Genomic DNA, 23,468 nt, shown 5'->3' with positions numbered 1-23,468 from the left:
CCGCCCCCTACCGCCGAGGAGGTCCGCGATGCCCCTGCCGGCCATCGAATTCCACCCGTTGACCTTCGTCGACGAGCGCGACGGCGTCGTCGTGGGCCGCCCCGACACCGAGTCCTACGCCGTGCTGCCCCACGACGGCGCGGCCCTGCTGCGCCGGCTCGCCGACGGCCACCCGGCCGACGAGGCGGCCCGGTGGTACCTGGGCGAGTTCGGCGAGAGCGTCGACATCGGCGACTTCGTGTCCACCCTGCGCGAGTTGGGCTTCGTCAGGGAGGGGTCGCAGCCGACGGCAGCGCCGCCTCGGCTGCGGATGCTGCGGCTCGGCGCGTGGACCTTCTCCCCCACGGCCTGGGTCGTCCACACGGCCCTGGTCACCACCTGCATCGCCGTCATGGTGACGCATCCCCGGGTGCGGCCCCACTCGGACGTCGTGTTCTTCACTCCGTCCCTCGTCGCGGTCCAGCTGACCCTTGCGTTCGCCCAGGTGCCCGCTGTGGCCTGGCACGAGTTCTTCCATGTCCTGGCCGGGCGCCGACTGGTGCTGCCGACTCGGCTGTCGGTGAGCCGGCGGCTGTTCTTCGTCGTGGTGGAGGCCCACCTCGACGGTCTGTACAGCGTTCCGAGGAAGAAGCGCTATCTGCCCTTCCTCGCGGGCATGCTCGCCGACGTCCTGCTGTTCAGCACCCTCACGCTGGTGGGGGCCGCGGGGACCGGCTGGGCCTTCCGGTTGGCACTCGCCATCGCGTACACGGTCCTGCTGCGGCTCGTCTGGCAGTTCTACCTCTTCCTGCGCACCGATCTGTACTACGTGTTCACCACCCTGCTGGGCTGCAGCGACCTGCACGGCGCCACCTCGGCATACCTGTGGCGCAAGGCGAGCCGGCTGCCAGGCATCCGGCGTCCCACCACCGACAGCGACAGCGACAGCGACGCCGATTCCGCCTGGTCGGAGCGCGACCGCCAGGTGGCACCCTGGTTCGCGCTGCTCACCGTCGGCGGCGTCGGCCTCCTCCTGGCGACCGCCATACTCGCCCTCGCCCCCTTGCTGACGGGCTTCGTGACACGGCTCGGCCCCGCCCTGGCGAACGGCGCGGACGACAGCGCCCGCTTCTGGGACTCCGCCACCTCGGTCGCCCTGTTCGCCCTCGAGTTCACGCTCCTGATCCTGGTCTCCCGCCGCGAGGCGTCGCGTTCCCGTACCGACTCACGATGAAGGAAGGCTCCATGAACACCCACCTGTGGCGCTCCGGCCCCAACGGACCGGGCGGCGAACCGGCCGACGTGACGGTCGGCTGCCACCGCCGCCTGCGCGGCCCCTACACCGGAGCCGGATCCCTGGTCCGTGCCCTGGTCCCGGCCGCATACGAGCGGTGGCCCGAGCTGGTACGGGCACACGCCATCGAGATCCTCACGATGGCCCCGGAACTCAAGGACCGCATCGGCGCCGCACCCGAGACCCTCACCTCACTGGCCGCCCCCGAGGAACGGACCCGCATCTACGCCGCCGTACGCACCCGCCGACTCGCCCACGGGCTGGTCGAGTTCCTCCACTCCTACACGAACCTGCGGGGATCCGGACCGCTCGGCCTACGCTTCACGGACATCGACGAGGCCGACCCCACCGACCAGGAATTCCTCGCCATCCTGCTCCGGCGCATCCAGGGCATGCCGATCTCGGTCACCGTCGGCAGCCGGGGCGGTGACCTGCCCGACGAACTTGTCTCAGCCCTCGCGCGGTACGCGACCCGGCTCACCCCTGCCCAAACGGCGACCGCCACCACCACCGGGGCGCCCCAGGACCCAGGCCGCCTGCTGAGCGCGTACATCGCCTCCGACGGCACCTCCGACGACCCCGACGAGCTGGCCGCCTACGAAGCCGCCGACCCCGCCCTGCGCACCACGCTGCACGACGAACGCGCCGCCCTGCTGCTGCGCGACGGCGACTGGAGCCTGCGCCTGGGCGCCGTCCCCTACCACCTGGAACGCGGCAGCGACCCCGCAGGAGCCGCCAACGAGGCCCTGCACGAAGCCGTCTACTACACCGCCGGCCTGGGCCTGTGGCACGCCGTGCTCGACTACAGCGACCGCGCCAGGGCCGTCGTCGACCCTGAACAGGCCGAGCGCTACTGGGACTTCAGCGGAAAGATGGGCTCGTCCCTGGCGATGCTGGGGCGCACGCAGGAGGCCGAGAAGCTGTATCTGGAGGTGCGAGCCCGCTACGCCCTGCCGATGGCCCAGATGTTCACCGGCTACTTCATGGCCATGCTCTACACCCGACTGCACCCGGCGGAACTGCGCGACCACCAGCTGGCCAAGAGCTACCTCAGCAACACAATCACGCTGGCGTCCCTGCTGCCCGACGCCGAGGAGCGCACCTTCCACTCGGTCTTCCAGCGCAACGGCATGGCTCTGGTCGAGATGCACCTGGGCAACATGTCCGAAGCCCTTCGCCTGGTGGACACCGGAATCACCCGCCTGGACGCGGAACTCCCGGCCGACCGGCACCGGCTGCACCGCTCCGTCCTGGTCCACAACCGCGGCCGGGTCCTCGCAGCGCTGGGCCGACTGCCGGCGGCACTGGCAGACCTGACGACGGTCATCGGACTCGACCCCAACTACCCCGACTACTACTTCGAACGGGCCGGACTGCTGCACAAGGCGGGCCAGAACTCCGCCGCGCTCGCGGACTACGACACCGCGATCTCACTCAGCCCCCCGTTCTGGGAAGTGCACTTCAACAGGGCCGACCTACGGGCCAAGACCGGCGACACGGAAGGCGCGATCGCCGACCTGCACCGCGTCGTGGAACTCGAACCCGCCGAACTCGACGCCCGAGTCAACCTCATCAGCCTGCTCCTCGAAACCGGACAGGCAAAAGCCGTGGAGCCGCTCCTGCGGGAGGGACTGCGGCTCACTCCGGATGACGCACGCCTGCTGCAGGTGCGGGGCCAACTGGCCTGGGACGCCGGCTCTGCCGACTCCGCCCGTCACGACTTCGAACTGGCCCTGGAGAACGACCCCGACTGCGTCCCCGCCCTGGCCGGCCGTGCCGCGCTCGCCTTCGACTCCGGAGACATCGACACCGCGCTGCGCGACCTGACCCGGGCCGTTGAGCTGGAGCCCGGCGACCCCGACCTGCGCTACAACCGGGCGTACGTGCACCAGGCCGCCGAGCAGTGGCAGGCCGCCGTCGACGACTACACCCTCGCGCTCGGCCTGCCCGGCGCCGACCAGGCCGAGCTGCTGCGCCAACGCGCCACGTGCCACCGGGCGTTGGGCGACCGCGAGGCGGAACGGACCGACCTGGAAGCGGCGACCCGTACGGCTGCCGGCTCCGCGGTGTCGGCCGGTGCGGCATGAGCCGCCTCCCCCTGCCGCAGGACGTGGCCCCGGCGCACTCCGCACAGGCCGAGCCGGATGCGCCGGACAGGCCGGACGGGTCGGGCACGTTCCACCGGTTCATGCGGACGTGGGCCACCGGCATCACCGTGGTCACCAGCCGACGTCACGGGCGCTCCGTGGGCTGCACCGTGACCGCGTTCACCTCGGTCTCCCTCCGCCCCGCCCTGCTCCTGGTCTCCCTGGCCGACGACAGCCGCACCCTCGCGACGCTCAGGGCGCGGGGCGCGTTCGGAGTCAACGTGCTCGCCGGCGACCAGACGACGCTCGCCACTCACTTCGCCACCGCGCCGGGAGACCGATTCGCCACCGTCCCCCATCACCTCATCGACGGCGTACCCCTGCTGGACGCCGCGCTGGCCACGGCCGTCTGCCGGGTGGAACGCACCTGGCCCGTGGCCGACCACACACTGGTGCTGGGCCGCCCCAGTCACTACGGCGCTCTCCGCGAGCTCGTGCCCCTGATCCGCTTCAACGGCGTCAGCGGCCCGCTCGCCACCTGAACACCTGCTGTCCTCAACGCCGTTCGCCCATGCTTGGACGTGATCCGACGTCGGTCAGCGGCGCGCCGTCGTACCCCGAACTACCCCCGCGGGTGCAGGGACGACGAGAAGGTCGCCTCGCCGGAGACCGAGGTCAGGGAACTACCCCCGCGGGTGCGGGGACGACCTCCCACCCGTAGTCGCAGTGCGAGCACTGCACGAACTACCCCCGCGGGTGCGGGGACGACCCGGACCGTCCACCGGCCGGCCACCGGCGCGTGGAACTACCCCCGCGGGTGCGGGGACGACCGCGGAGCAGCCGGTGGGCTGACCCGCCCGCGCGAACTACCCCCGCGGGTGCGGGGACGACTCCGCGTAGCCGGGCGCGGGCACCACGCCCGGGGAACTACCCCCGCGGGTGCGGGGACGACGACGCTGGCCGCCTGCGGGGCGGCGGGCGCCTGGAACTACCCCCGCGGGTGCGGGGACGACCCCAGAACCCGGCGGTGCGTGCCTTGACGACGGGAACTACCCCCGCGGGTGCGGGGACGACGCCACCGGCGCAGTGGCCACGTCGACGCGGATCGAACTACCCCCGCGGGTGCGGGGACGACTGGAATCGCTTCGCCGTTGCGGCGAGGTGGGGCGAACTACCCCCGCGGGTGCGGGGACGACGCCTGGCACCGCCTCACCGTCGCTCAGGGCACGGAACTACCCCCGCGGGTGCGGGGACGACGTGACCGCGCGCTCGCCCCGCACCTGAGCAGGGGAACTACCCGCGCGGGTGCGGGGACGACCGCAGGTCGGCGGCGCGCACCGCGACCGCGGCCGAACTACCCCCGCGGGTGCGGGTCCCCGCCAAAGGAAAACTAATCCCATCGCTGGCATCACCGGGGACGACACTTCTCGACCTGCGGTGATGCCAGCGATGGGATTAGTTTTCCTTTGGCGGGGACCGTTGGTCGGGCATGTGATCAAGGACCGTTGTCAGTGGGCGGGTCTATGGTGCGGGTCCACTCTACGGAAGGGGCTGTGCCAGTGGAGGACATGCGGTCAATCGTTGCCGTGATGCGGGTCATGGGCCTGTCGGACGAGGCTATCGCCAGAGTGTCGCGGTTGTGGGGGAAGTCCGCCGCGCGGAACGGGGGGCGGTCCCATCTGCTGCTTGGGCACTTGCTGGACACCGCCGCCGTGGCCGAGGTGATGTGGGAGCGGTACTTGTCGGCCGCGTTGCGGCGCCGCCTGGAGGAGATCAGCGGCGGGCGCGGGCGTGTGTGGTTCATGTGGATCTGCGGGATTCATGACTGCGGAAAGGCCTGTCCTGCCTTCCAGGCGATGGACGATGTGGAGGCCGCCCCGGTCAGGGCCGCGGGTCTGACATGGGGGCGACTGCCGGCGGACCGGCGGCAGCGCTGGCGGCATGACGTGGCGGGTGCGGCGCTGTTGCGACCGCGGCTGGTCGCGGAGTGGGGCAGCGCGGAGAGCGCAGCATGGGTATGGCCGTTGGTGGCCGGCCATCACGGGGCTTTTCCGTCGGTGCAGGGGCTGCAGCCGAAGCACCGGGAGGCGCAGGGGCGCGGGGCTGCGTGGGCGGAGGCGCAGAGGGCGGTGGTGGACGTATTCACCCGGGCCGTTGGTTTCCAAGACCTCGCTGGTGCGCGCCCGGTGGGCATGTTGAACCGGGCGGAGCAGCTGGGGCTGTCCGGGCTGATCGTGATGGCGGACTGGATTGCCAGTGACAGCGAGCAGTTCGAAGGGCTCACGGATGCGCGCAAGATCTCTCTCGCCGGGGCACGTCAGCGGGCCGAGGCGGCCTGGCGGCGCCTGGGCATGCGAGGCGGTTGGGGTGCACTCGCGGTTCCCGGTGATCGCTTTGCTCCGCTTGCGGAGCGGTTGAAGGTCAATCCGAGGGCCTCGCAGCGGGAACTGGTGGAACAGGCATGGTCGTTGCCGGCACCGGGGCTGATGGTGGCGGAGGCTCCGATGGGCGAGGGCAAGACGAAGGCCGCGCTGGCGGCGGCTGAGGTGCTGGCGGCCCGTTTCGGGCTGGACGGTGTCTTTGTGGCCATGCCGACGCAGGCGACAAGCGATCCGATGTACGAGCAAGTGCTGGAGTGGGTACGGTCGTTCGAGCCGGACCTGGAAGCGCAGGTTGCGCTGCTGCACGGCAAGCGCCGCTTCAACCCCGCGTGGCGGCAGATCTGGGAACACGAGCGGACAGGCCCGGCTGGAGAGTCTGACGCAGACGACGAGTCGGCACTGCTGGACCCGTTCGACGTCTACGGGGCGACCGAGGAGGACGCGGAATACGGCATGCCTCCGTGGATGTCAGATGGCAACCATGCTCCCCAGGAGGAGCGTGACGGCCCGGCCCAGTGGTTCCTCGGCAATAAGCGGGGCCTGCTCACCGCGTTTGCCGTCGGCACGGTCGATCACCTTCTGCACGCGGCGACCCGCACGCGACACGTGATGCTGCGCTTCGCGGGTCTGTACGGCAAGGTTGTGGTCATCGACGAGGTGCATGCCGCGGACGTCTACATGCGTCAGTTCCTCCTGGAGGCGCTGCGCTGGCTCGGCCAGGCCAGGGTCCCGGTGGTCCTGCTGTCGGCGACGCTGCCGCCGGCGCAGCGGCAGGCGTTCGTCGACGCGTATCTGTCGGGTGCTTTGAGCGCAGCGGATGTCCACTGCGCGGTGCCGGAGCCAGCCGGTTATCCGTGTGTCACCGTGGCATATGCCCTCAACGGGACGCCTGTGGCGACGAGTTCGCGTGAGGCCGTGCCGTCCTGGCGTGCGTCGACGCCGACGCGGATCGGCTGGCTGCCCGACATCGCGGAAGACGGGGAGCTGATTGCCTCGGCGATCGAGGAAGAGGTGGCTGGCGGCGGCGTGGTGCTGGTGGTGGTCAATGCGGTCGTCCGCGCCCAGGCCATTCACCAAGCCTTGATGGAGAAGGGCTTCGAGGGGCAGGTGCAGCTGCTGCACGGGCGGCTGTGTTCGGCCCATCGGGCACACCGGACCGAGGAGTGCCTGCGGTTGCTGGGGCCAGATCCGGGTGAGGAGCGGCCCGAGCGGATGGTGGTGATTGCCACACAGCTTGCCGAGCAGTCGTTCGATATAGATGCGGATCTATTGATCACCGACCTTGCTCCTGTGGATCTGTTGCTGCAGCGCATCGGGCGGCTCCACCGGCACAGCGGGACCCGCCGACCGGCTGCGTTCTCTGAACCGCGTGTCCTGGTGACGGGTGTCGCGGGCGGGGAAGGCGGGCGGCCCCGCTTCCTTCCGGCATCGAAGGCGATCTACGGGGAGTGGGCCCTGCTGAGGGCGGCCGCTCTGGTCGCCGACGCGGCCGGCCCACTGGACGCAGGCACGGTGCGCGGGGACGGTTGGAGTATTCCGGCTGATGTGCCGGGTCTGGTGGCCAAGGCTTACGGGGAGGCGGAGGTCTGCCCGCCGCACTGGGGTGAGGGTGCGGCCCGGGCGGTGTGGCAGGCAAAGGAGCAGCAGCGGGAGAAGAACGCGGAAGGCTTCCTGCTGACGCGCCCGCGGGAATGGGGGACGCCGACGCTGGAGGGGCTCCACTACGCGGGCAGCCGGGCGGCATCCGAAGAGGACCTCGACGCGGTGGTCCGCGATGGCAAGAGGTCGGTGGAGGCGGTGATCGTGCGCCGCTCACCCGAGGGCTACCGGGCGGTCGACGGGACCTGGGTGGGCGTGCACGGCGAAGTGGACGACGAGACGGCGGTGGGCCGGTTGCTGGGCGGCACGGTGCGGCTTCCTCCCCGCCTTGCGGAGGCCGCGGAGGCGGAACTTGCTCCCTTGCCGGGGTGGGCTGGTCATCCGTGGCTGCGCTACGCGCGGGCGCTGGTTCTGGACGACGACGGAACGGCTGTCCTGGGCAAGGACCGGGTCGGGTACGACGACGTGCTTGGGCTGGTCGTCGAACGAGGGTGAATGGCGTGGGGAGCCGTGCCCGGGGTTCCGCCCACCCCGCGCTGCGGGGACGACGTGAAGCACTAAACGGGAACACCCCCGAAGCCGGGGAGGGGCAGCGGCTCCCCGCGCCGTGGGGCAGGGTACCGGCTCGCCCGACCGGACAGGCCGCGCAAGTTCGCTCAGATTCCTCGAACCGGCTTGTAAGCATTAAACATTTCCTGCCAGTCTTATCGAGGCCCACTGATGGGTCAACTCCGCCGTAGACAGGGCGAGTTGGGATATCGGCCTGCGCGTCCGTTGGCGCGCATGATTCCTGGAGGGGTATCGACCATGGACGCTGCGGGAGATCTAGTCGCCGGCGACTGTCTGAGCACAGCGGACGCCGAGGGCACCGTCCGTACGACAGGCCTGTTGGGCGGGCTTGTTAGTGCCCACACGGTCCGCATGCTGGAGCTGCCGGTGCCGACGATGCTGCCTGCGCTGCTGCGCCAACTACTGCTGCCGGTGGTATGGGACGCCATCGGTGTGCCGCGTACTCGGCTGGAGTGGGCGCAGCGGTTCCACCGCGGCCGCTTCTCGGATGCCGAGGCGGAGCAACTGGCCGACTACCTCGGTCCCCGCTATGGCGACCGTTTCCGGCTGTTCGACGGTGAGCGCCCGTTCGCGCAGGCCGCCGGTCTGCAGGCGCTCAACGGCGAGATGAAGTCGGCCGGACAGCTCGTACCCTCCCTCGCCTCCGGCAACAACGTACCGTTGTTCAGCGCGGTCAGCGAGGGCGACGAGGTGCTGTTGCCGCCTGGTCAGGCGCTGTTGTGGCTGCTCCATGCGCACTGCTGGGATACGGCGTCCATCAAGACCGGGGCCGTGGGCGATCCGCAGGCGAAGAACGGGAAGACGACCGGCAACCCGACGGGCCCGCTCGGCCAGCTCGGGGTGATCGTACCGCTGGGCCAGAGTCTGTTCGAGACGCTGATGCTGAACACACCGGTCCTGGCCGACGGCCTGGCCCCGGCGGACCGGCCCCAGTGGGCGTGGGACGAGCGGCCCGCCTCGCTCGGCTGGAACTCTCCGGCGGGTCCCGAGTGGTCGCTGCGTCCAGCCGGGGGGCTGCTGGACCTGCTCACCTTCCAGGCCCGCCGTATCCGGCTGGTCCCGCGCGAGACGCAACAGGGGCCGCACGTGCACCAGGTGATCGTCTGCGCCGGTGACCGTCTCACCCAGACTCCGGAAGTCGACCCGCACACGGCGTGGTCGCACACGGCGAAGCCCAAGGCGGGGCAGAGCGCACGGCGCCCCCGCCGCCATGTCTCCGGGCGTTCGGCCTGGCAGGGGTTGGGCACCTTGCTCGCGCTGGCCCTGCCCGCCGACAGCGACGGACCGTACACCTCCGTCCTGCTGCGCCAAGCCGGTGATCTGGGTGCCGATGAAGCCCTGCCCGCCAACTACCCGCTCGGGGTGGAGATCTGCGGTCTGGAATACGGCACCCAGTCCGCCGTAGTGGAGAACGCCATCGGTGACAACCTGCCGCTCCCGGTGTCCTGCCTGCTCGGCGAGGACAGCTGGCTGCGTGCTGCGGTCCTGGAATGCGTCAGTCAGGCGGACCAGGTCGGCCGCGCCTTGGACAACCTCAACAACGATCTGCGGCGGGCTTCCGGCGGTGAGCCCCTGCCGCGGGACAAGGGCCAACGACCCTCCTCCCGGCTGCTGCACAGCCTCGACACCACGATGCGCCGTCTGCTGGCCAAACTGCGCACCGTCGGTGAGAACGACGACCGGCTGGAGCAGGCCCAACTCGCCTGGGAACTGTCCGTACGCGCGGCGGCAGTCCGGGAGGCCGATGCGCTCCTTGCTGCCGCGCCTCCGCGGGCGACGGTGGGACGGGTTGAGAAAATCAACGGCAAGGAGGTCGTGTACCGCAGCGGCAAGGCTGTGGGCATCTTCTACAAGAAGCTCGCTGAGACCCTCACCCGGCTGCCCGCACACTCGGACAACGGGGAGACCGCAGCATGAGCCCAGCAACTGGCAGGACCCGCACCGGCCTGCGCGCCTACTTCTGGGAAGAAGCCGCCGCCGACTGGCACAAGCGTTCCCGAGAAGGCCGCCCCGGCTTCGCGGAACACATCACCCGCAAGCTGCGGCACTTGCGCGACGGTATCAACGGCGAGGCGGGCACAGTCGCCGCTATGCGAGACGCCCACCGCGTCCGCGTGACCGACACTCAAAGAGACACCCAAGACCTGCCGGACCTCTACATCGCCGAACACGCGGCACTCACTCTGTTCGGCCGCCACCAGCAGGCGGCTGCCGAACCCGCCCATCAGCCGGGGACCGGCCTGGGCACGGCCTGCCGACACCTGCAGCACGCCGCGACACTTGCAGAAAATGCCGTCCAGCGGCGACTGATTGCGGCCGCCACCGCGCTGGACCACCATGAACTCGTCCAGCACCTGTACCGCCTCGTCCCCCTGCTGGCACAGGCAGGCATCGGCCTCGACTACACCCGGCTCATGTACGACCTCACTGCCTGGGAGAGCCCTGCCCAGGACCGCGTCTTGCGTTCCTGGGGGCTGCAGTACACCCAGCCGGCCGCCGCCGGGGACGACACCGATGCCGCCCCGTACTGGGACCGCTTCGCACCGGATGGGGCGGACAGCGGTGTACAGCTCGCGGCCCTGCGATCCGGCACCGCCCGTGAGGCCGGCGCCGTCCCCGCGATGTGGCCGTTCTACCGCAGTCGCATGTCCTCCGCGTTGCGGGACAAAGGCGCCCTCACCAGAGACCTGATCGCCGAGCACACCGCGCTCTCCCTCTTCGGACAGCACCAGCAAAGCCGCAGCCGGACCATGCATGTCCCGGGCAACAGTCCCGGAACCGCCGCGCGTCTGCTGCTGGCGAAGAACGGCAGCGGGCAAGAGGCGCTGGAACGCCGAGTCGGCGCCCTGCTCACTTCGGTCGACACCGGCGAGCTGGCCATGCACCTGCGGGGCCTGGTCCCCCTGCTCTCCCGCGCCGACATCGGACTCGACTACGACCTGCTGCGCACCGCCCTGCGGACCTGGGACGACCCCAAGCAGCCCGACGTGCAAAGCCGTTTCCGCGAACGCTGGGACCGCGACTTCCGCATCCAGCCCAAGGCCAGCACTTCCTGACGGGGCCGCAAGGCCGAACTTGACCGGTGCCGCGCGCACCACTCTTCCCGCTGCAGCCCCCGCATCACCCACCGGCGATGCCATTCTCACCGAGGAGTCCTTCCATGGCTCAGTCCCCCACCTTGTTCGTCGAGGTCCACATCCTCCAAAGCCTGCCCCCCTCCAACCCCAACCGGGACGATTCCGGGACTCCGAAGCAGGCGCTGTACGGCGGCGCCCGCCGAGCCCGGGTCTCCTCCCAGGCGTGGAAGCGGGCCACCCGCACCGAATTCGCCAAGGCTCTGGAGCCGGCCGACCGCGCGACCCGTACCAAGCGGATCGCCACCCTGCTCACCGAAAGGCTCACCCGCCCGGCTGCTGAAGGCGGCACGGGCCTTGAGACCGCCCAGGCAGATCGGCTGACCGCTGCCCTGCTGGAGCCTCTCGGGATCACCAAGTCGTCCAAGAAGGAGGAGCAGTCCGCCTACCTCCTCTTCTTCGGCAAGCGCCAGCTCGACGACATTGTCAAGCTGCTGAACGGCCGTGCCACAGCCCTGTGTGCCCTCTCCGACGCGGACCTCAAGGCCGAGGTGGCCAAACTCCCCGTGGTCTCCACTCTTTCCACCGGCCACCCTGCGGAGGTCGCGCTCTTCGGCCGCATGGTCGCCGACCTGCCCGCCCTCAATGTGGACGCCGCCGTCCAAGTCGCTCATGCCCTGTCCACCCATGCGGTGCGCACCGAGTTCGACTACTACACAGCAGTAGACGACGAGAACACCGAGGACCACGGCGCGGGAATGATCGGCACCGTCGAGTTCAACTCCTCCACCCTGTACCGCTACACAGCTCTCGGCGTCCACCAGCTACGCGACAACCTCAGCTCCGCCGAGGACACACGCGATACGGCCATCCGGTTCGTCGATGCCTTCACCCGCTCCATGCCGACCGGCCACCAGAACTCCTTCGCCCACCGCACTCTGCCCCACCTGGTGCTCCTCACCCTGCGCACCGACCAGCCGGTGAACCTGGTCTCCGCGTACGAGGAGCCAGTCGTGGGCGCCACCGGCCTGGCGAGCGAGTCCGCCCTCCGCCTGGCGGGCGAACTGAGGTCCGTCGCCGCCACCTGGGGCGCCGAACCCGTCCGCACCCTGGCCGCCTACAACCTCGGCTCCGACAAGCTGGCCGAGGCGTTCGGCCCGTCCATCGCCTTCCCGCAGCTGCTCGACTCGCTCGGGAGACTGCTCGGACACTGGCTGGCCGACGGCCAGATCCCCCAGGCCGACGCGTCATGACCGGCCATGCCCTTCTCATCCTCAGGCTGGCCGCGCCGCTGCAGTCCTGGGGCGGCCCCTCGCGCTACAACCGTCGTGAGACCCGGCACCAGCCCACGAAGTCCGGCGTCCTCGGTCTCCTCGCGGCCGCCGAGGGCCGCTCCCGCGAAACATCGATCACCGACCTCCTCGACATCAGGCTCGGCGTGCGCGTCGACCAGCCCGGCTCACTGCTGCGGGACTACCACACCTTCAGCGACCACCGCGGCATGCCCCTGCCTTCCGCCAAGGTGAACGCCAAGGGCGTGCAGACGAAGACCAGCCCACCCAAGTACACCGGAGTCACCCAGCGCTTCTACATCCAAGACGCCGTCTTCGTCGCCGCGCTGCACGGCCCAACCCCCCTCCTGGAACGCCTCGAACACGCGCTGCGCCACCCCCGCTACCCGCTCTACCTCGGCCGCCGCTCCTGCCCTCCCAGCGGACCAATCAGCCTCGGACTACAAGCCGATGCGGCACTCGATGACGCGCTCAAAGCCGTTCCCTGGCAGGCATCCGCTCACCGCCGCAACCAGATCCACACGACGGACGTGACGCTGGAAGCCACCGTCGAGGACCCAGCCGGCGACGAAGTCACCATCGACGTCCCCGACACTTACGACCTCAAGACGGGCACCCTCTTCGGCCGCCGGCCCGTCCGCCACCTGTGGATCACCGTCCCCACCGGCCGGCCAACAGCACAATCGGCCGACGGGAAAGCCCCTGCGGCCCACCTTGACCACGACCCGTTCGCTCTCCTGGGCTGGTGACCCTGATGCCCTACCTGTCCAAAATCGCCCTGAATCCGCGCCGCCGCCAAGCGCTCTCCCTGCTGTCCAGCCCCCACCGCCTGCACGCGGCCATCCTCGCCGGTCTCGCCGTGCAGCCCGTCACCGAACGCATCCTGTGGCGGATGGAAAACAGCACCCCCCACCGCGCCGAGATCCTCGTCCTCACCGAAAGCCGCCCCTCCTGGCAGCACCTCGTCGACGAAGCCGGCTGGCCCGGCGCCGACGGCGGCGAACCACGCATCGCCGACTACACCCCGCTCCTCGAACGCATCGCCCTCGGCAAGGAGTTCGGCTTCCGCCTCACCGCGAACCCCGTCCAAAGCGTGCCGCACCCCACCAAGCCGAGCGAGCGGCAGAACGCCCGCCTCAAGGAGCACACCGAACAACCAGACTCGGCCCGCCGCCCACGCGGCTTCCGCGTCGCCCACCGCACCGCATCCCAGCAACTCAACTGGATACTCACCCGCGCCGAACGCCACGGCTTCGCCATCCCCCAGGCACATGTCCACACACCGGCCCCAGGACTCACGACCGGCCCCACACCCACGTCAGGACCGGCCGTGTCAATCACCAGCCGTGACATCCTGCGTTTCCACAAGCACCACAACGGCCCGCAGGTCACGCTGTCCACAGTCACCTTCGAAGGCCGCCTGCAGGTCACCAACACCTCCGCGCTGCGCACCGCGCTACTCCAGGGCATCGGGCCCGCCAAGGGATACGGACAAGGACTGCTCACCCTGGCCCCGGCACCAGAGGCAGCGGTGACGAATGCCTGAGCCATGGTGGCGGACCGGCCCGCAGGAAGTACACAGACTCGAGGACCGCGTCTCCAGTCTCTACGTCGAACGCTGTCACATCGACCGCGACGACAATGCTATCGTCCTGGTCAACAAAGCGCGCGTCGTACACGTCCCGGCGTCCTGGCTGGCTGTTCTCCTCATAGGCCCGGGAAGCCGCATCACGCACCAAGCCGTCACACTACTCGCCGACTCCGGCACTGCCCTGTGCTGGGTCGGCGAGCACGGCGTCCGCCTCTACGCATCCGGCCACGGCATCGCCCGCGGCTCCCAGCTCCAGCTACGGCAGGCGTGGCTGGTCACCCGCCCCAAAGAACGCGTCAAGGTCGCCCGCCGCATGTACGACATGCGCTTCCCCCACGAAGACACAACGGGCCTCACCGTTCAGCAACTTCGAGGGCGGGAAGGCACACGCATCCGCCGACTCTACGCCCAGCACTCCCAACGAACCGGCGTGCCCTGGACCAAACGGGACTACAAACCCGGCGACGCCTTCGCCGCAGGCGACGACGTCAACCGGCTACTATCCGCAGCGAACTCCGCCCTCTACGGCATTTGCCACGCCGTCATCACCGGCATCGGCGCCAGCCCTGCCCTCGGCTTCGTTCACACCGGATCCGCACTCTCCTTCGTACTCGACATCGCCGACCTCTACAAGGCCGAATTCACCATCCCCCTGGCCTTCGACCTCGCAGCCAAGGCACTGACCTCGGAGCGCGACGCACGCACGGCCTTCCGCGACGCCATCGTCCAGGGCAAACTGCTGCCCCGCGTTGTCGAAGACGTGAAGAGCCTGCTGCTCCCAGAAGACTCCACCCTGCTGGAAGAAGACCTAGGAGGGCTCTGGGACGACAAGGACGGCGTCGTCAGCAGCGGCCGCAACTGGGGTGACGCCCCCTTTAACGCGGACAGCCACCTCGACGTCCTGCCGGACCCAGGCGAAAGCACCACATCGTGAGCGGCGCGACGACGGTCGTCGTCCTCATCGCCGCTCCCCCCGGCCTCCGTGGCCATCTGACCCGCTGGTTCACGGAAGCCGCCCCAGGGGTCTTCGTCGGCAGCCCCAACGCACGCATCCGCGACGGGCTCTGGAAGATCATGGCTGACCGCATCCGCGACGGCCAGGCAGTCATGATCGAACCCGCCAGGACCGAACAGGGCTGGACCGTCCGCACCGCTGGCCAGGACCGATGGACCCCTACCGACTTCGACGGACTCACGCTCATGTCCAGACCAAGAGCAGCAGTGGACAGCCACGGAAGGCCGCGCAACAAGTAAAGGAAAACGGCATGATCGCCTGACAACAGCCCAGGTCAGCAAGAGTCGTCCCCGCACCCGCGGGGGTAGTTCCGCGAGTCCGCCGAACACGGCGACGCTGCCCACGTCGTCCCCGCACCCGCGGGGGTAGTTCCGAAGGTGCACAGGTGCAATATCCCGAGGACAGGTCGTCCCCGCACCCGCGGGGGTAGTTCCTTGCAGGCGTCCTTGGTCCGGATTGCTGCGGGGTCGTCCCCGCACCCGCGGGGGTAGTTCGCGTTTCCGGCCGGAGATTTGGTCCGCCAAGCTGTCGTCCCCGCACCCGCGGGGGTAGTTCGGCCGAGCGGGACCGCAGGCGCGCGGCGGAGAGGTCGTCCCCGCACCCGCGGGGGTAGTTCCCCGGGAGTCGACCATGACGGGCGACAGAGAAAGTCGTCCCCGCACCCGCGGGGGTAGTTCCAGCTTCGGCTCCACCAACCTGTACGACGCGACGTCGTCCCCGCACCCGCGGGGGTAGTTCGTGGGGCGAGGAGCAGGAGGCGGCGATCAGGTCGTCGTCCCCGCACCCGCGGGGGTAGTTCCGTATCCGTGGATGCGATCTTCACGCACAACGAGTCGTCCCCGCACCCGCGGGGGTAGTTCGACGGCGGCCGGTGAAGGCAAGATGACGATGGAGTCGTCCCCGCACCCGCGGGGGTAGTTCCCCGACGGGAGTACGCACGCGTTCACGATGGACGTCGTCCCCGCACCCGCGGGGGTAGTTCGTGTGGATCGCCCCCGTCGCACCGAAAATCGGGGTCGTCCCCGCACCCGCGGGGGTAGTTCCTCGGCGACGCAAACTCCGCTGTGGCCAAAAAGGTCGTCCCCGCACCCGCGGGGGTAGTTCGGCCAAGATCCGCCGCAAGCTCAGCTCGTCGGAGTCGTCCCCGCACCCGCGGGGGTAGTTCTACGGAGTCCAGCCAGTTCCCTACGTCGGCGTTGTCGTCCCCGCACCCGCGGGGGTAGTTCCTGCGGTCCGGGACCGGGACCGGTTTGCCGGTGGTCGTCCCCGCACCCGCGGGGGTAGTTCCCTGGAACAGCTCCAGCGGGCCGTACCGCTGTCGTCGTCCCCGCACCCGCGGGGGTAGTTCCCGCGGATTGCTCGACGTCCCCGGCTGGCAGTCGTCGTCCCCGCACCCGCGGGGGTAGTTCGTTGGGAGGGGTTCCGCCAAAAAGAGAACGCAAGTCGTCCCCGCACCCGCGGGGGTAGTTCCCAGGCCATGGACAAGGCCAGCGTCGACGCAGGGTCGTCCCCGCACCCGCGGGGGTAGTTCCCAGATCCTCAAGGCTGGTCTGCCGTTCGTCCGGTCGTCCCCGCACCCGCGGGGGTAGTTCCTCGTTCTCCAGCGTGTCCAGCACCCGGCCGGGGTCGTCCCCGCACCCGCGGGGGTAGTTCCGTCGCCCCGGAGACGGTCGGCTCGCTCAATGCGTCGTCCCCGCACCCGCGGGGGTAGTTCGCGCGGTGCGCGGTCGGGGGGTTCGCCGTGACCGTCGTCCCCGCACCCGCGGGGGTAGTTCATGCAGGGCCAGTTCGTCGGCGGCGTCGCTGGCGTCGTCCCCGCACCCGCGGGGGTAGTTCTCCGCCGTCACCGTCGCCGTCCACGAGGACAGCGTCGTCCCCGCACCCGCGGGGGTAGTTCGTTCACCATGTGCCCGAGCAGGTGGTACGGCGGGTCGTCCCCGCACCCGCGGGGGTAGTTCCGAGACCAGGTCTCCCGAGACCACGCCGACCGGGTCGTCCCCGCACCCGCGGGGGTAGTTCGCCGGGATGCCGGGGTTTTTCTGTCACCCGGTCGTCGTCCCCGCACCCGCGGGGGTAGTTCCAGGGCAAGCGGACTCCGGTATCCGTGGTGGGCGTCGTCCCCGCACCCGCGGGGGTAGTTCGGCGCAGATGGAGGCGGCCAGGGTGGCCGCCCAGTCGTCCCCGCACCCGCGGGGGTAGTTCTCTCGGCAACGGCGCCCACACGGAGATCGTCGTGTCGTCCCCGCACCCGCGGGGGTAGTTCGGCGCCACCCTGGCCAGCACCGAGTTCGACGGGGTCGTCCCCGCACCCGCGGGGGTAGTTCCTGGCACACCTGCGAGGACGCGTTGGCAGGCAGGTCGTCCCCGCACCCGCGGGGGTAGTTCGCCGTCGAAGACGTGCTGAACGTGCGGGAGGGTGTCGTCCCCGCACCCGCGGGGGTAGTTCCTGCCGCTCGCACTTGAAACAGCCGGGCCCCTCGTCGTCCCCGCACCCGCAGGGGTAGTTCGCCGGGGCGGTCTTCGCAGAGCGCGAGCGCGGCGTCGTCCCCGCACCCGCGGGGGTAGTTCCCGGGGCCGCACCCGCGTCGAGCCGCGCTTCGGGTCGTCCCCGCACCCGCGGGGGTAGTTCCCCCGATTTCACCGCGCAGGCGGTGGGCACGACGTCGTCCCCGCACCCGCGGGGGTAGTTCGCTCCGCAAGGTCCTCGCTGCCCGGCACGGGCAGTCGTCCCCGCACCCGCGGGGGTAGTTCCCCCGATTTCACCGCGCAGGCGGTGGGCACGACGTCGTCCCCGCACCCGCGGGGGTAGTTCCGGCCGTAGCACCGTCATCCGCGTGCCTTCAGCGTCGTCCCCGCACCCGCGGGGGTAGTTCTGCCATCGCAGTTCCGAGCGTGTGGGCGCTGGAGTCGTCCCCGCACCCGCGGGGGTAGTTCCTGCACCCCGGCCAGTCCGTACACGGTGGCCGTGTCGTCCCCGCACCCGCGGGGGTAGTTCGCTGGGGCCGATCGTCACCGTCGTCGTGGTCCTGTCGTCCCCGCACCCGCGGGGGTAGTTCACCAAGGGGGCGTGGTGGCTCGTGCTGCCCGTCGTCGTCCCCGCACCCGCGGGGGTGGTTCCCTGCCCGGCGGGGACATCGTCCGCGCCCACCGGCCGTCCCCGCACCCGCGGGGGTAGTTCCTCTCCGCCCGCGCCCGCGCCGACCTGGTCCGCGTCGTCCCCGCACCCGCGGGGGTAGTTCGCTCGTTCGGTCGGCCTCCTCCATGAACAGGCGGTCGTCCCCGCACCCGCGGGGGTAGTTCCTGCGGTCAGAACTGCGCCCGTTTCTGCGGTCCGTCGTCCCCGCACCCGCGGGGGTAGTTCGTCGGGGGTCGGAACGGTGGTCGCCGGGCCGATCGTCGTCCCCGCACCTGCGGGGGTAGTTCGTTCGCCGTCCTCTACCCCGATCCGGGGCGCGCGTCGTCCCCGCACCCGCGGGGGTAGTTCCACCCCGGCGATCACCGTGCCCACCGTGCCGAAGTCGTCCCCGCACCCGCGGGGGTAGTTCGTAGCTCTTCCCGCTGCCCGTCTTGCCCAGGATGTCGTCCCCGCACCTGCGGGGGTAGTTCGCGCAGGGCGCCGCTCACCTCCAGGCCGCCGACGTCGTCCCCGCACCCGCAGGGGTAGTTCGACTTCTACCGCTTCGCCCTGGAGCACGGCCTTGTCGTCCCCGCACCCGCGGGGGTAGTTCCTCCAGGCGGAGCGGGGTGACCGGGGTGCCGGGGTCGTCCCCCGCACCCGCGAGGGTAGTTCGGCGAATAAGAGCGAGACACCCGTGCCTGACCAGTCGTCCCCGCACCCGCGGGGGTAGTTCCAAGGCCGGACGCGACGCCCTCAGCGCTGGCACGTCGTCCCCGCACCTGCGGGGGTAGTTCGCTCGCGGATGAGACCTTCGCGGGTCATGCGACCACCGCCGCGTCTCGTCCCCGCACCCGTGGGGCCCTGAAGGACGCTCGAACGCCCAGCCCCGGTCGGTCGTCCCTGCATCTGCGAGGGTAGGTTCTCGGGGTAGAGCGGATCGCCCGAGCACATGGAGTGACGTACGCACCGTTCCCTGCCGCTGTGCTCGACAAGTGACCGACGGCCGCCCCCTCCGTCCTCTCGCCCCCCGGTGGCGCCGCTGATGGTTGCGCAAACAGTGCGGTCCGCAGACCCTCGCAGCGCGCTACCCGCGCCGGGGCCATCCTCCTGCCCGCAACCGGTCTTCCTCGACTTCCAGCAAGGGCGGGCGAACTCTCCCCAACCGAGATACCGGGACTACTACCTCGTGAGGACCAACTGATGCTCGACCGGAAAGAAGCAAAGGCGCGGGCCGGGGCGTTCCTCGCCGAGCAGAGCCAGTCCTGGCCGTCCAGCAATGTGCGGATCATCTCGCAGGACTGCTTCGTCGAGGGAGAGAGGTTCATCGCACCGTACGACCGGATCGAGTTCCTCGATGACGGGGACGAGCATTCCCGGCTCGCGGGCAACCTGCCGATCTGCGTCGATCTCGCCACAGGAATATGCTCGTTCATCACCTGGGCTGAGGCCGACGACTACATGGAGCGCGACCTGCTCTGAGCACCCCACCGTCTGACGTGCAGTGCCCGGATTCATTGATGATGCCGGGCACTGCGCATTACCGTCTCTGTCGAGAGGCCTGACAGTAGTGAGCCCCTGCTGTGGCCGGTGTGTCCTTCGTTCAACCGCACATCGGTGCGGCGGCGGAGCTGGCCGTACATTTGACGAGGTGATACCCGACCTCGGGGACGATGTCACCCGGGTCCAACAGCACCATGCGTCCCACCGGCTACCGAACTCCGCCTGCCTCTGCCCGCGATAACAGACCAATCTCCTCGTCCATCTTGAGGCCGACCGCGCACCAACGAGCTCGTGCCCAGATTCGCCACCGCTGGGTGGTACACCAACGGACATCATGAAGCCGCACGATTAATTCCCGGCCTCCCAAACCATGGGACCGCAAGTTCGCCGGCTTGCCGTCGTGGAGTCGGGGCTGATTGCGTCAACCGAAGCGCAAAGTCCAGCGAGTGCCCGGCGCCGAGGCACAAGGCTCCATGATCCCGACCGCACGGCTGGAGGAGTACGGCCTGCCGAACCGATGACTCCACCACGCGGGGATCTGGCACCACAGGTGCCTAGACCCGGACGGGGGGTAACGGTCAGTTGCGGTGCTGGAGCCAGAACAGGAGCAGGCCGCATGTGCTGCTGCCAGCGCCGAAGCACAGGCCACGCAGGATCTGGCTCAGAGCGGTGCGGTGGTGGGCAGCGGCCCACCGGTATAGACGTGGGGGCATCCGGCCGATTCGAGAGACGGCTCGCATTGAGGCAATCGTGCGCAGGCGCTGTGTGAGGCGGCGCAGGCGGCTATGGTTCACGGCAGAGCATCTTTCGTTCGTCTGCGTTCGGGGATGTCGTGCGAGGAGCCCTGTGCGCCCTGTTGGCCTCGGAACCGAGGGGCGCGGCACGGGCTCCTTGCTGCTGTTGGTGGTCAGTGACGGATGAAGTCCCGTAGCCGCTCGGCCAGTTGGCGATCTGGGCGGGGGACGATGATGCAGGCGCCTGAGCTGTTCTCGGCGAGCCGGTCGACCTCCTGCTCCAGGCTCGCCGTCGGGGCGGCGGCGTGTGAGCCGTGGGTGTGGACGTAGCGGGCGACGGCCTCGATCGACTCGATGAACTCCTCGTCCAGCGGATCGGCGGTGCGGGCGGGGGCGTGCATGACCTGGTGGTGCCAGTGCGCGGCCTCGCGGTCCTCCCCGAGGGAGAGGTGGTGCAGGTGCAGGCAGTAGCCGGCGGCGCGGTGGCCGGCACCCGCGGCCAGCTGCCACCAGAACTGGGCGCTTTCGGGATGCGCGGTCAGGTACAGCAGGCAGGCGTAGATGGCAGCGCCTTCGACATCGAGGTTGTCCTCTTCGGCTGGGATCCCGGGAGCGTCCTGGGCGAGACGGTCCACGTGGTGGGCTGCTCCGGGCTGGTTGAGGATCCAGCGGGCTACCACGCCCAGGCGCTGGCGGGCCTGGGCGGCGCGCAGCACATCAGGGGCGGGCACGGCTCGGATGGCATCGGCGGCCAGGCGCCGCAGTGCGGCCCCGACGTCGAACCCTTCCGCCTTGGAGACCGGTACGGCGGCGTCGTCCAGGAGATCGCTGATGGTCATTGCGGTCACTTCCCCCGTCCCTTCCTCATGGAGAGCTCGGCCGGCAGGTCCAGCAGGACGCGCAGGCGCTCCTTGGCCCGGCGTCCGTGGTAGTCGACGGTGCGTGGGTCCAAACCCATGACCCGCGCGATGCGTGCGGTGGGATAGCCGAGCAGGTGTTTGAGGACGATGACGGTGAACTGGCGGGGCGGCAGTTCCAGGATCGCCTCGTAGAGGCCCGCGCCCTGCGGCGCGAGTTCCATCTCGGCGCGGATCGCGCGCAGGTTCTGGGCTATGGGGCCGGCGATCACGAAGGCGGGCGGTCGCCCCTCGGACTCGAGTCGTTCACGCACTTGGCGGCTGAGGACCGTCAGGGTGCGCTGCTCTAGGTCGGGGTCCTGGAGCAGGTCGTCCCAGATCGAGAGAATCTCCAGGAAGACAAGGTGAACGGTGTCCTCGGCGGCGTGCCGGGTGCCGAGGTGGAGCTCGGCGAAGGCGTGGAAGAACTCCTGGTGGCCCAGGTAGTACGCCTCGTAGTCCAGCGGCAGTCCCAGCGGCTCCTCCAGCGGCTGGGGCCGCCCGGCCGGTGCGGGGATGCCGTACGCCCCCAGTACGTGATGGTCGTCGCTCACGCAGGCCTCCGCTCAGCGTTCATCGCGCTCTCCAGTGTTCGTCGACGCCGGGCGCAGCCGTATGAGGCCTTACCCAGAGCTTGTTGACTCCGAGACCCACGATGTCGAGAAGTGCGCCCGCTCACTCAACGCACCCTCCGAAAAAATCACGCAATGATCACCATTGGTTGCGGTACGTAACATCGAACAGGGAACGAGTATTCAGCAGGGCCGCATGACCAGCGGGGATGAACAGCCGTTTACGAGCATGGCAAAAGTTCCCGCACCCCAAGTGGCATACATCACAACGACGTTGCGCAGAAGCCACCGCCTCCCCGACCGCTCCCGTTCGCCCCGCACCCACCGTGCGCCCCACCCCACACGAGTGATTCACCATTGAGCCGACGCGAAGGCCACGCCACCGCGCCCCCTCACGGCGCCAGCCACCCCTTGCTGTCCTTTCCACGCTCCGGCGCACCCCCCCCTACAGCCGACATACGCCCTGTGTCATCGAGGCTTGATGGCGTGCCAGCCGGGTCGTCCCGTCGGATACGCGGCCGGCCAGTCCCGCGAGCGGCGGCAAGCAGCCGCTGGTGCGGTCTCCTCACGCGCCCGTCGTGCGCGACGGCGGGAGTACGGCGAGCGGCCCGACTCCGACCGGACAGACGGCGACCGGGCGACCGCGCGCCTCCCTTCCCCTCGCCGCTGCCACCTTTCCGCCCCAGAGCACCGGCAGCCGCGCACGCGGCAGGCCACGGAGAATCACGGACCCTGGGCGCCTCCCGGGCGGCATCATGGCGAGCGTCCGGCGGACGGCTCGGCAGCGCCCGGTGGCGGTGGCAGTCCCCGGCAGGCGCGGGCAGCTAATACCGGGTCTGACCAGCGGGGGTTTCAGAAATCGGTCCTCGTTTGTGGGGCGGAGTCCCTGGGCGTCGAGCCTAGAGCCCATTTCCCAAGTGCTCACCTGGTGCTCACCACCTGCTCAGCTTTCGCCGTACGCTGAGAGGCATGACGACGCGCGAAGAGCTTCACCAGCTGATCGACGCTCTTCCTCCGACCCAGGTCGAGGAGGCGGCGGCTGCATTGCGTGCGCTCGGCACCGGCACCGGCACCCCGGGCGTCTACGCGATGGTGGCGGACGACGTCCCAGCTTCGCTCGGTCTGGGCCGCTCGGGCCGGAGCGATGTCTCCGAGCACGCGGACGAGCTGCTGCGCGACGGCTTCGGCCGCTGACCGCCGAGCCGGGATGTCACCCTCTGGCCACGGCTGCGTGTTGAGGGCTGTCCACTGACACAATCCGCCCGGTGACGACGACAGTTGTGGACACGGGGCCGCTGTACGCCCTAGTGGACAGGGACGACGACCATCATGGCGCCTGCCTCAACTGGTACCGGCAGGTCGGGCCCCGCGACCTGGTGGTGCCCGCGCCGGTCATCGCCGAGGCGGTGTACCTGCTCGCAAAGTACGTCGGCACGCGCGTTGAGGCGGCCTTCCTCGCGGACCTCGGTCGGGGCCTGTATGGACAGGTCGTCAACGTGAATCCGGAGGACCTGGCCCGGATGAGCGAGCTGGTCTTGGAGTACGAGGACCTGCCACTGGGCGGCACGGACGCCTGCGTGGTGGCAGTCGCCGAGCGCTTCGGCACCCCCAGGGTGGCAACCGTCGACCGCCGCCACTTCTCCGTGGTCCGCCCCCGGCACGTCGACCACTTCGACCTGTACCCGCGGGAGTTCTAGTTTTCGGCCCGCATTTGAGGACCTGCGCCAAGTGCCCGCCGTCCGGGCCGCTGCTCTTGGCCGCCAACT

At 69.9% G+C, this 23,468-nt stretch carries 16 protein-coding genes and 2 CRISPR repeat arrays; of the genes, 14 read left to right on the top strand and 2 right to left on the bottom strand.

Annotated features, from left to right (window positions below):
- Positions 1 to 28: 28 nt before the first annotated feature.
- From IE252_RS35155 to IE252_RS35100, 12 genes are all read left to right on the top strand, one after another.
- Positions 29 to 1,213: a hypothetical protein gene (locus IE252_RS35155; RefSeq protein ID WP_190093529.1), complete on the top strand. Its 1,185-nt coding sequence runs from the start codon at positions 29 to 31 to the stop codon at positions 1,211 to 1,213.
- An 11-nt stretch (positions 1,214 to 1,224) separates the two neighbouring features.
- The gene (locus IE252_RS35150; protein WP_190093528.1) at positions 1,225 to 3,360 is read left to right on the top strand and encodes a tetratricopeptide repeat protein; all 2,136 of its coding nucleotides are present in this window, start codon (positions 1,225 to 1,227) and stop codon (positions 3,358 to 3,360) included.
- Positions 3,357 to 3,902 (top strand): flavin reductase family protein, encoded by a 546-nt coding sequence (locus IE252_RS35145; RefSeq protein ID WP_190093527.1) that lies wholly within the window; start codon positions 3,357 to 3,359, stop codon positions 3,900 to 3,902. The genes IE252_RS35150 and IE252_RS35145 overlap by 4 nt, the downstream gene beginning before the upstream one ends.
- A 77-nt stretch (positions 3,903 to 3,979) precedes the next feature.
- Positions 3,980 to 4,739: a CRISPR direct-repeat array (repeat unit 28 nt; unit sequence GAACTACCCCCGCGGGTGCGGGGACGAC).
- Between the two features lie 189 nt (positions 4,740 to 4,928).
- Complete coding sequence (gene cas3 / locus IE252_RS35140; protein WP_229848999.1) at positions 4,929 to 7,835, top strand: CRISPR-associated helicase Cas3'; 2,907 nt, start codon at positions 4,929 to 4,931, stop codon at positions 7,833 to 7,835.
- 312 nt (positions 7,836 to 8,147) lie between these two features.
- Positions 8,148 to 9,827 carry a type I-E CRISPR-associated protein Cse1/CasA gene (casA, locus tag IE252_RS35135; protein WP_190093525.1) on the top strand — a complete coding sequence of 560 codons (1,680 nt, stop codon included), beginning with the start codon at positions 8,148 to 8,150 and terminating at the stop codon, positions 9,825 to 9,827.
- The gene (gene casB, locus IE252_RS35130) at positions 9,824 to 10,966 is read left to right on the top strand and encodes a type I-E CRISPR-associated protein Cse2/CasB (RefSeq protein WP_190093524.1); all 1,143 of its coding nucleotides are present in this window, start codon (positions 9,824 to 9,826) and stop codon (positions 10,964 to 10,966) included. Before casA ends, casB begins: the two co-directional genes overlap by 4 nt.
- A 104-nt stretch (positions 10,967 to 11,070) precedes the next feature.
- Positions 11,071 to 12,237 (top strand): type I-E CRISPR-associated protein Cas7/Cse4/CasC, encoded by a 1,167-nt coding sequence (gene cas7e / locus IE252_RS35125; protein ID WP_190093523.1) that lies wholly within the window; start codon positions 11,071 to 11,073, stop codon positions 12,235 to 12,237.
- Complete coding sequence (gene cas5e / locus IE252_RS35120) at positions 12,234 to 13,025, top strand: type I-E CRISPR-associated protein Cas5/CasD (RefSeq protein WP_190093522.1); 792 nt, start codon at positions 12,234 to 12,236, stop codon at positions 13,023 to 13,025. Before cas7e ends, cas5e begins: the two co-directional genes overlap by 4 nt.
- A 5-nt stretch (positions 13,026 to 13,030) precedes the next feature.
- Positions 13,031 to 13,822: a type I-E CRISPR-associated protein Cas6/Cse3/CasE gene (cas6e, locus tag IE252_RS35115; RefSeq protein WP_190093582.1), complete on the top strand. Its 792-nt coding sequence runs from the start codon at positions 13,031 to 13,033 to the stop codon at positions 13,820 to 13,822.
- Positions 13,815 to 14,801 (top strand): type I-E CRISPR-associated endonuclease Cas1e, encoded by a 987-nt coding sequence (gene cas1e, locus IE252_RS35110; protein ID WP_190093521.1) that lies wholly within the window; start codon positions 13,815 to 13,817, stop codon positions 14,799 to 14,801. Before cas6e ends, cas1e begins: the two co-directional genes overlap by 8 nt.
- A complete protein-coding gene (cas2e, locus tag IE252_RS35105) occupies positions 14,798 to 15,121 on the top strand; it encodes a type I-E CRISPR-associated endoribonuclease Cas2e (RefSeq protein ID WP_190093520.1) in 324 nt (107 codons plus the stop codon). The genes cas1e and cas2e overlap by 4 nt, the downstream gene beginning before the upstream one ends.
- A gap of 44 nt (positions 15,122 to 15,165) precedes the next feature.
- Positions 15,166 to 18,610: direct repeats of the CRISPR family, unit length 28 nt; unit sequence GTCGTCCCCGCACCCGCGGGGGTAGTTC.
- Between the two features lie 590 nt (positions 18,611 to 19,200).
- Entirely contained in the window at positions 19,201 to 19,479 is a 279-nt protein-coding gene (locus tag IE252_RS35100) for a hypothetical protein (protein ID WP_190093519.1), read from the top strand.
- A gap of 928 nt (positions 19,480 to 20,407) precedes the next feature.
- Here IE252_RS35100 and IE252_RS35095 read toward each other — a convergent pair.
- Together IE252_RS35095 and IE252_RS35090 are read right to left on the bottom strand one after the other, a co-directional pair.
- Positions 20,408 to 21,073 (bottom strand): hypothetical protein, encoded by a 666-nt coding sequence (locus IE252_RS35095; RefSeq protein ID WP_190093581.1) that lies wholly within the window; start codon positions 21,071 to 21,073, stop codon positions 20,408 to 20,410.
- 5 nt (positions 21,074 to 21,078) lie between these two features.
- Positions 21,079 to 21,684, bottom strand: a complete 606-nt coding sequence (locus IE252_RS35090) for a sigma-70 family RNA polymerase sigma factor (RefSeq protein WP_229848994.1) — start codon at positions 21,682 to 21,684, stop codon at positions 21,079 to 21,081.
- A 987-nt stretch (positions 21,685 to 22,671) separates the two neighbouring features.
- Between IE252_RS35090 and IE252_RS35085 the strand changes: the two genes are divergently transcribed.
- A complete protein-coding gene (locus IE252_RS35085; protein WP_190093518.1) occupies positions 22,672 to 22,896 on the top strand; it encodes a hypothetical protein in 225 nt (74 codons plus the stop codon).
- A 71-nt stretch (positions 22,897 to 22,967) separates the two neighbouring features.
- Positions 22,968 to 23,399: a type II toxin-antitoxin system VapC family toxin gene (locus IE252_RS35080; RefSeq protein WP_190093517.1), complete on the top strand. Its 432-nt coding sequence runs from the start codon at positions 22,968 to 22,970 to the stop codon at positions 23,397 to 23,399.
- Positions 23,400 to 23,468: the final 69 nt, after the last annotated feature.

It is taken from the genome of Streptomyces melanogenes, from assembly GCF_014649795.1.
Lineage (GTDB): Bacteria > Actinomycetota > Actinomycetes > Streptomycetales > Streptomycetaceae > Streptomyces > Streptomyces noboritoensis.
Note: the sequence above shows the minus strand (reverse complement) of the source record. Positions and strands in the feature narration are given on the sequence as shown.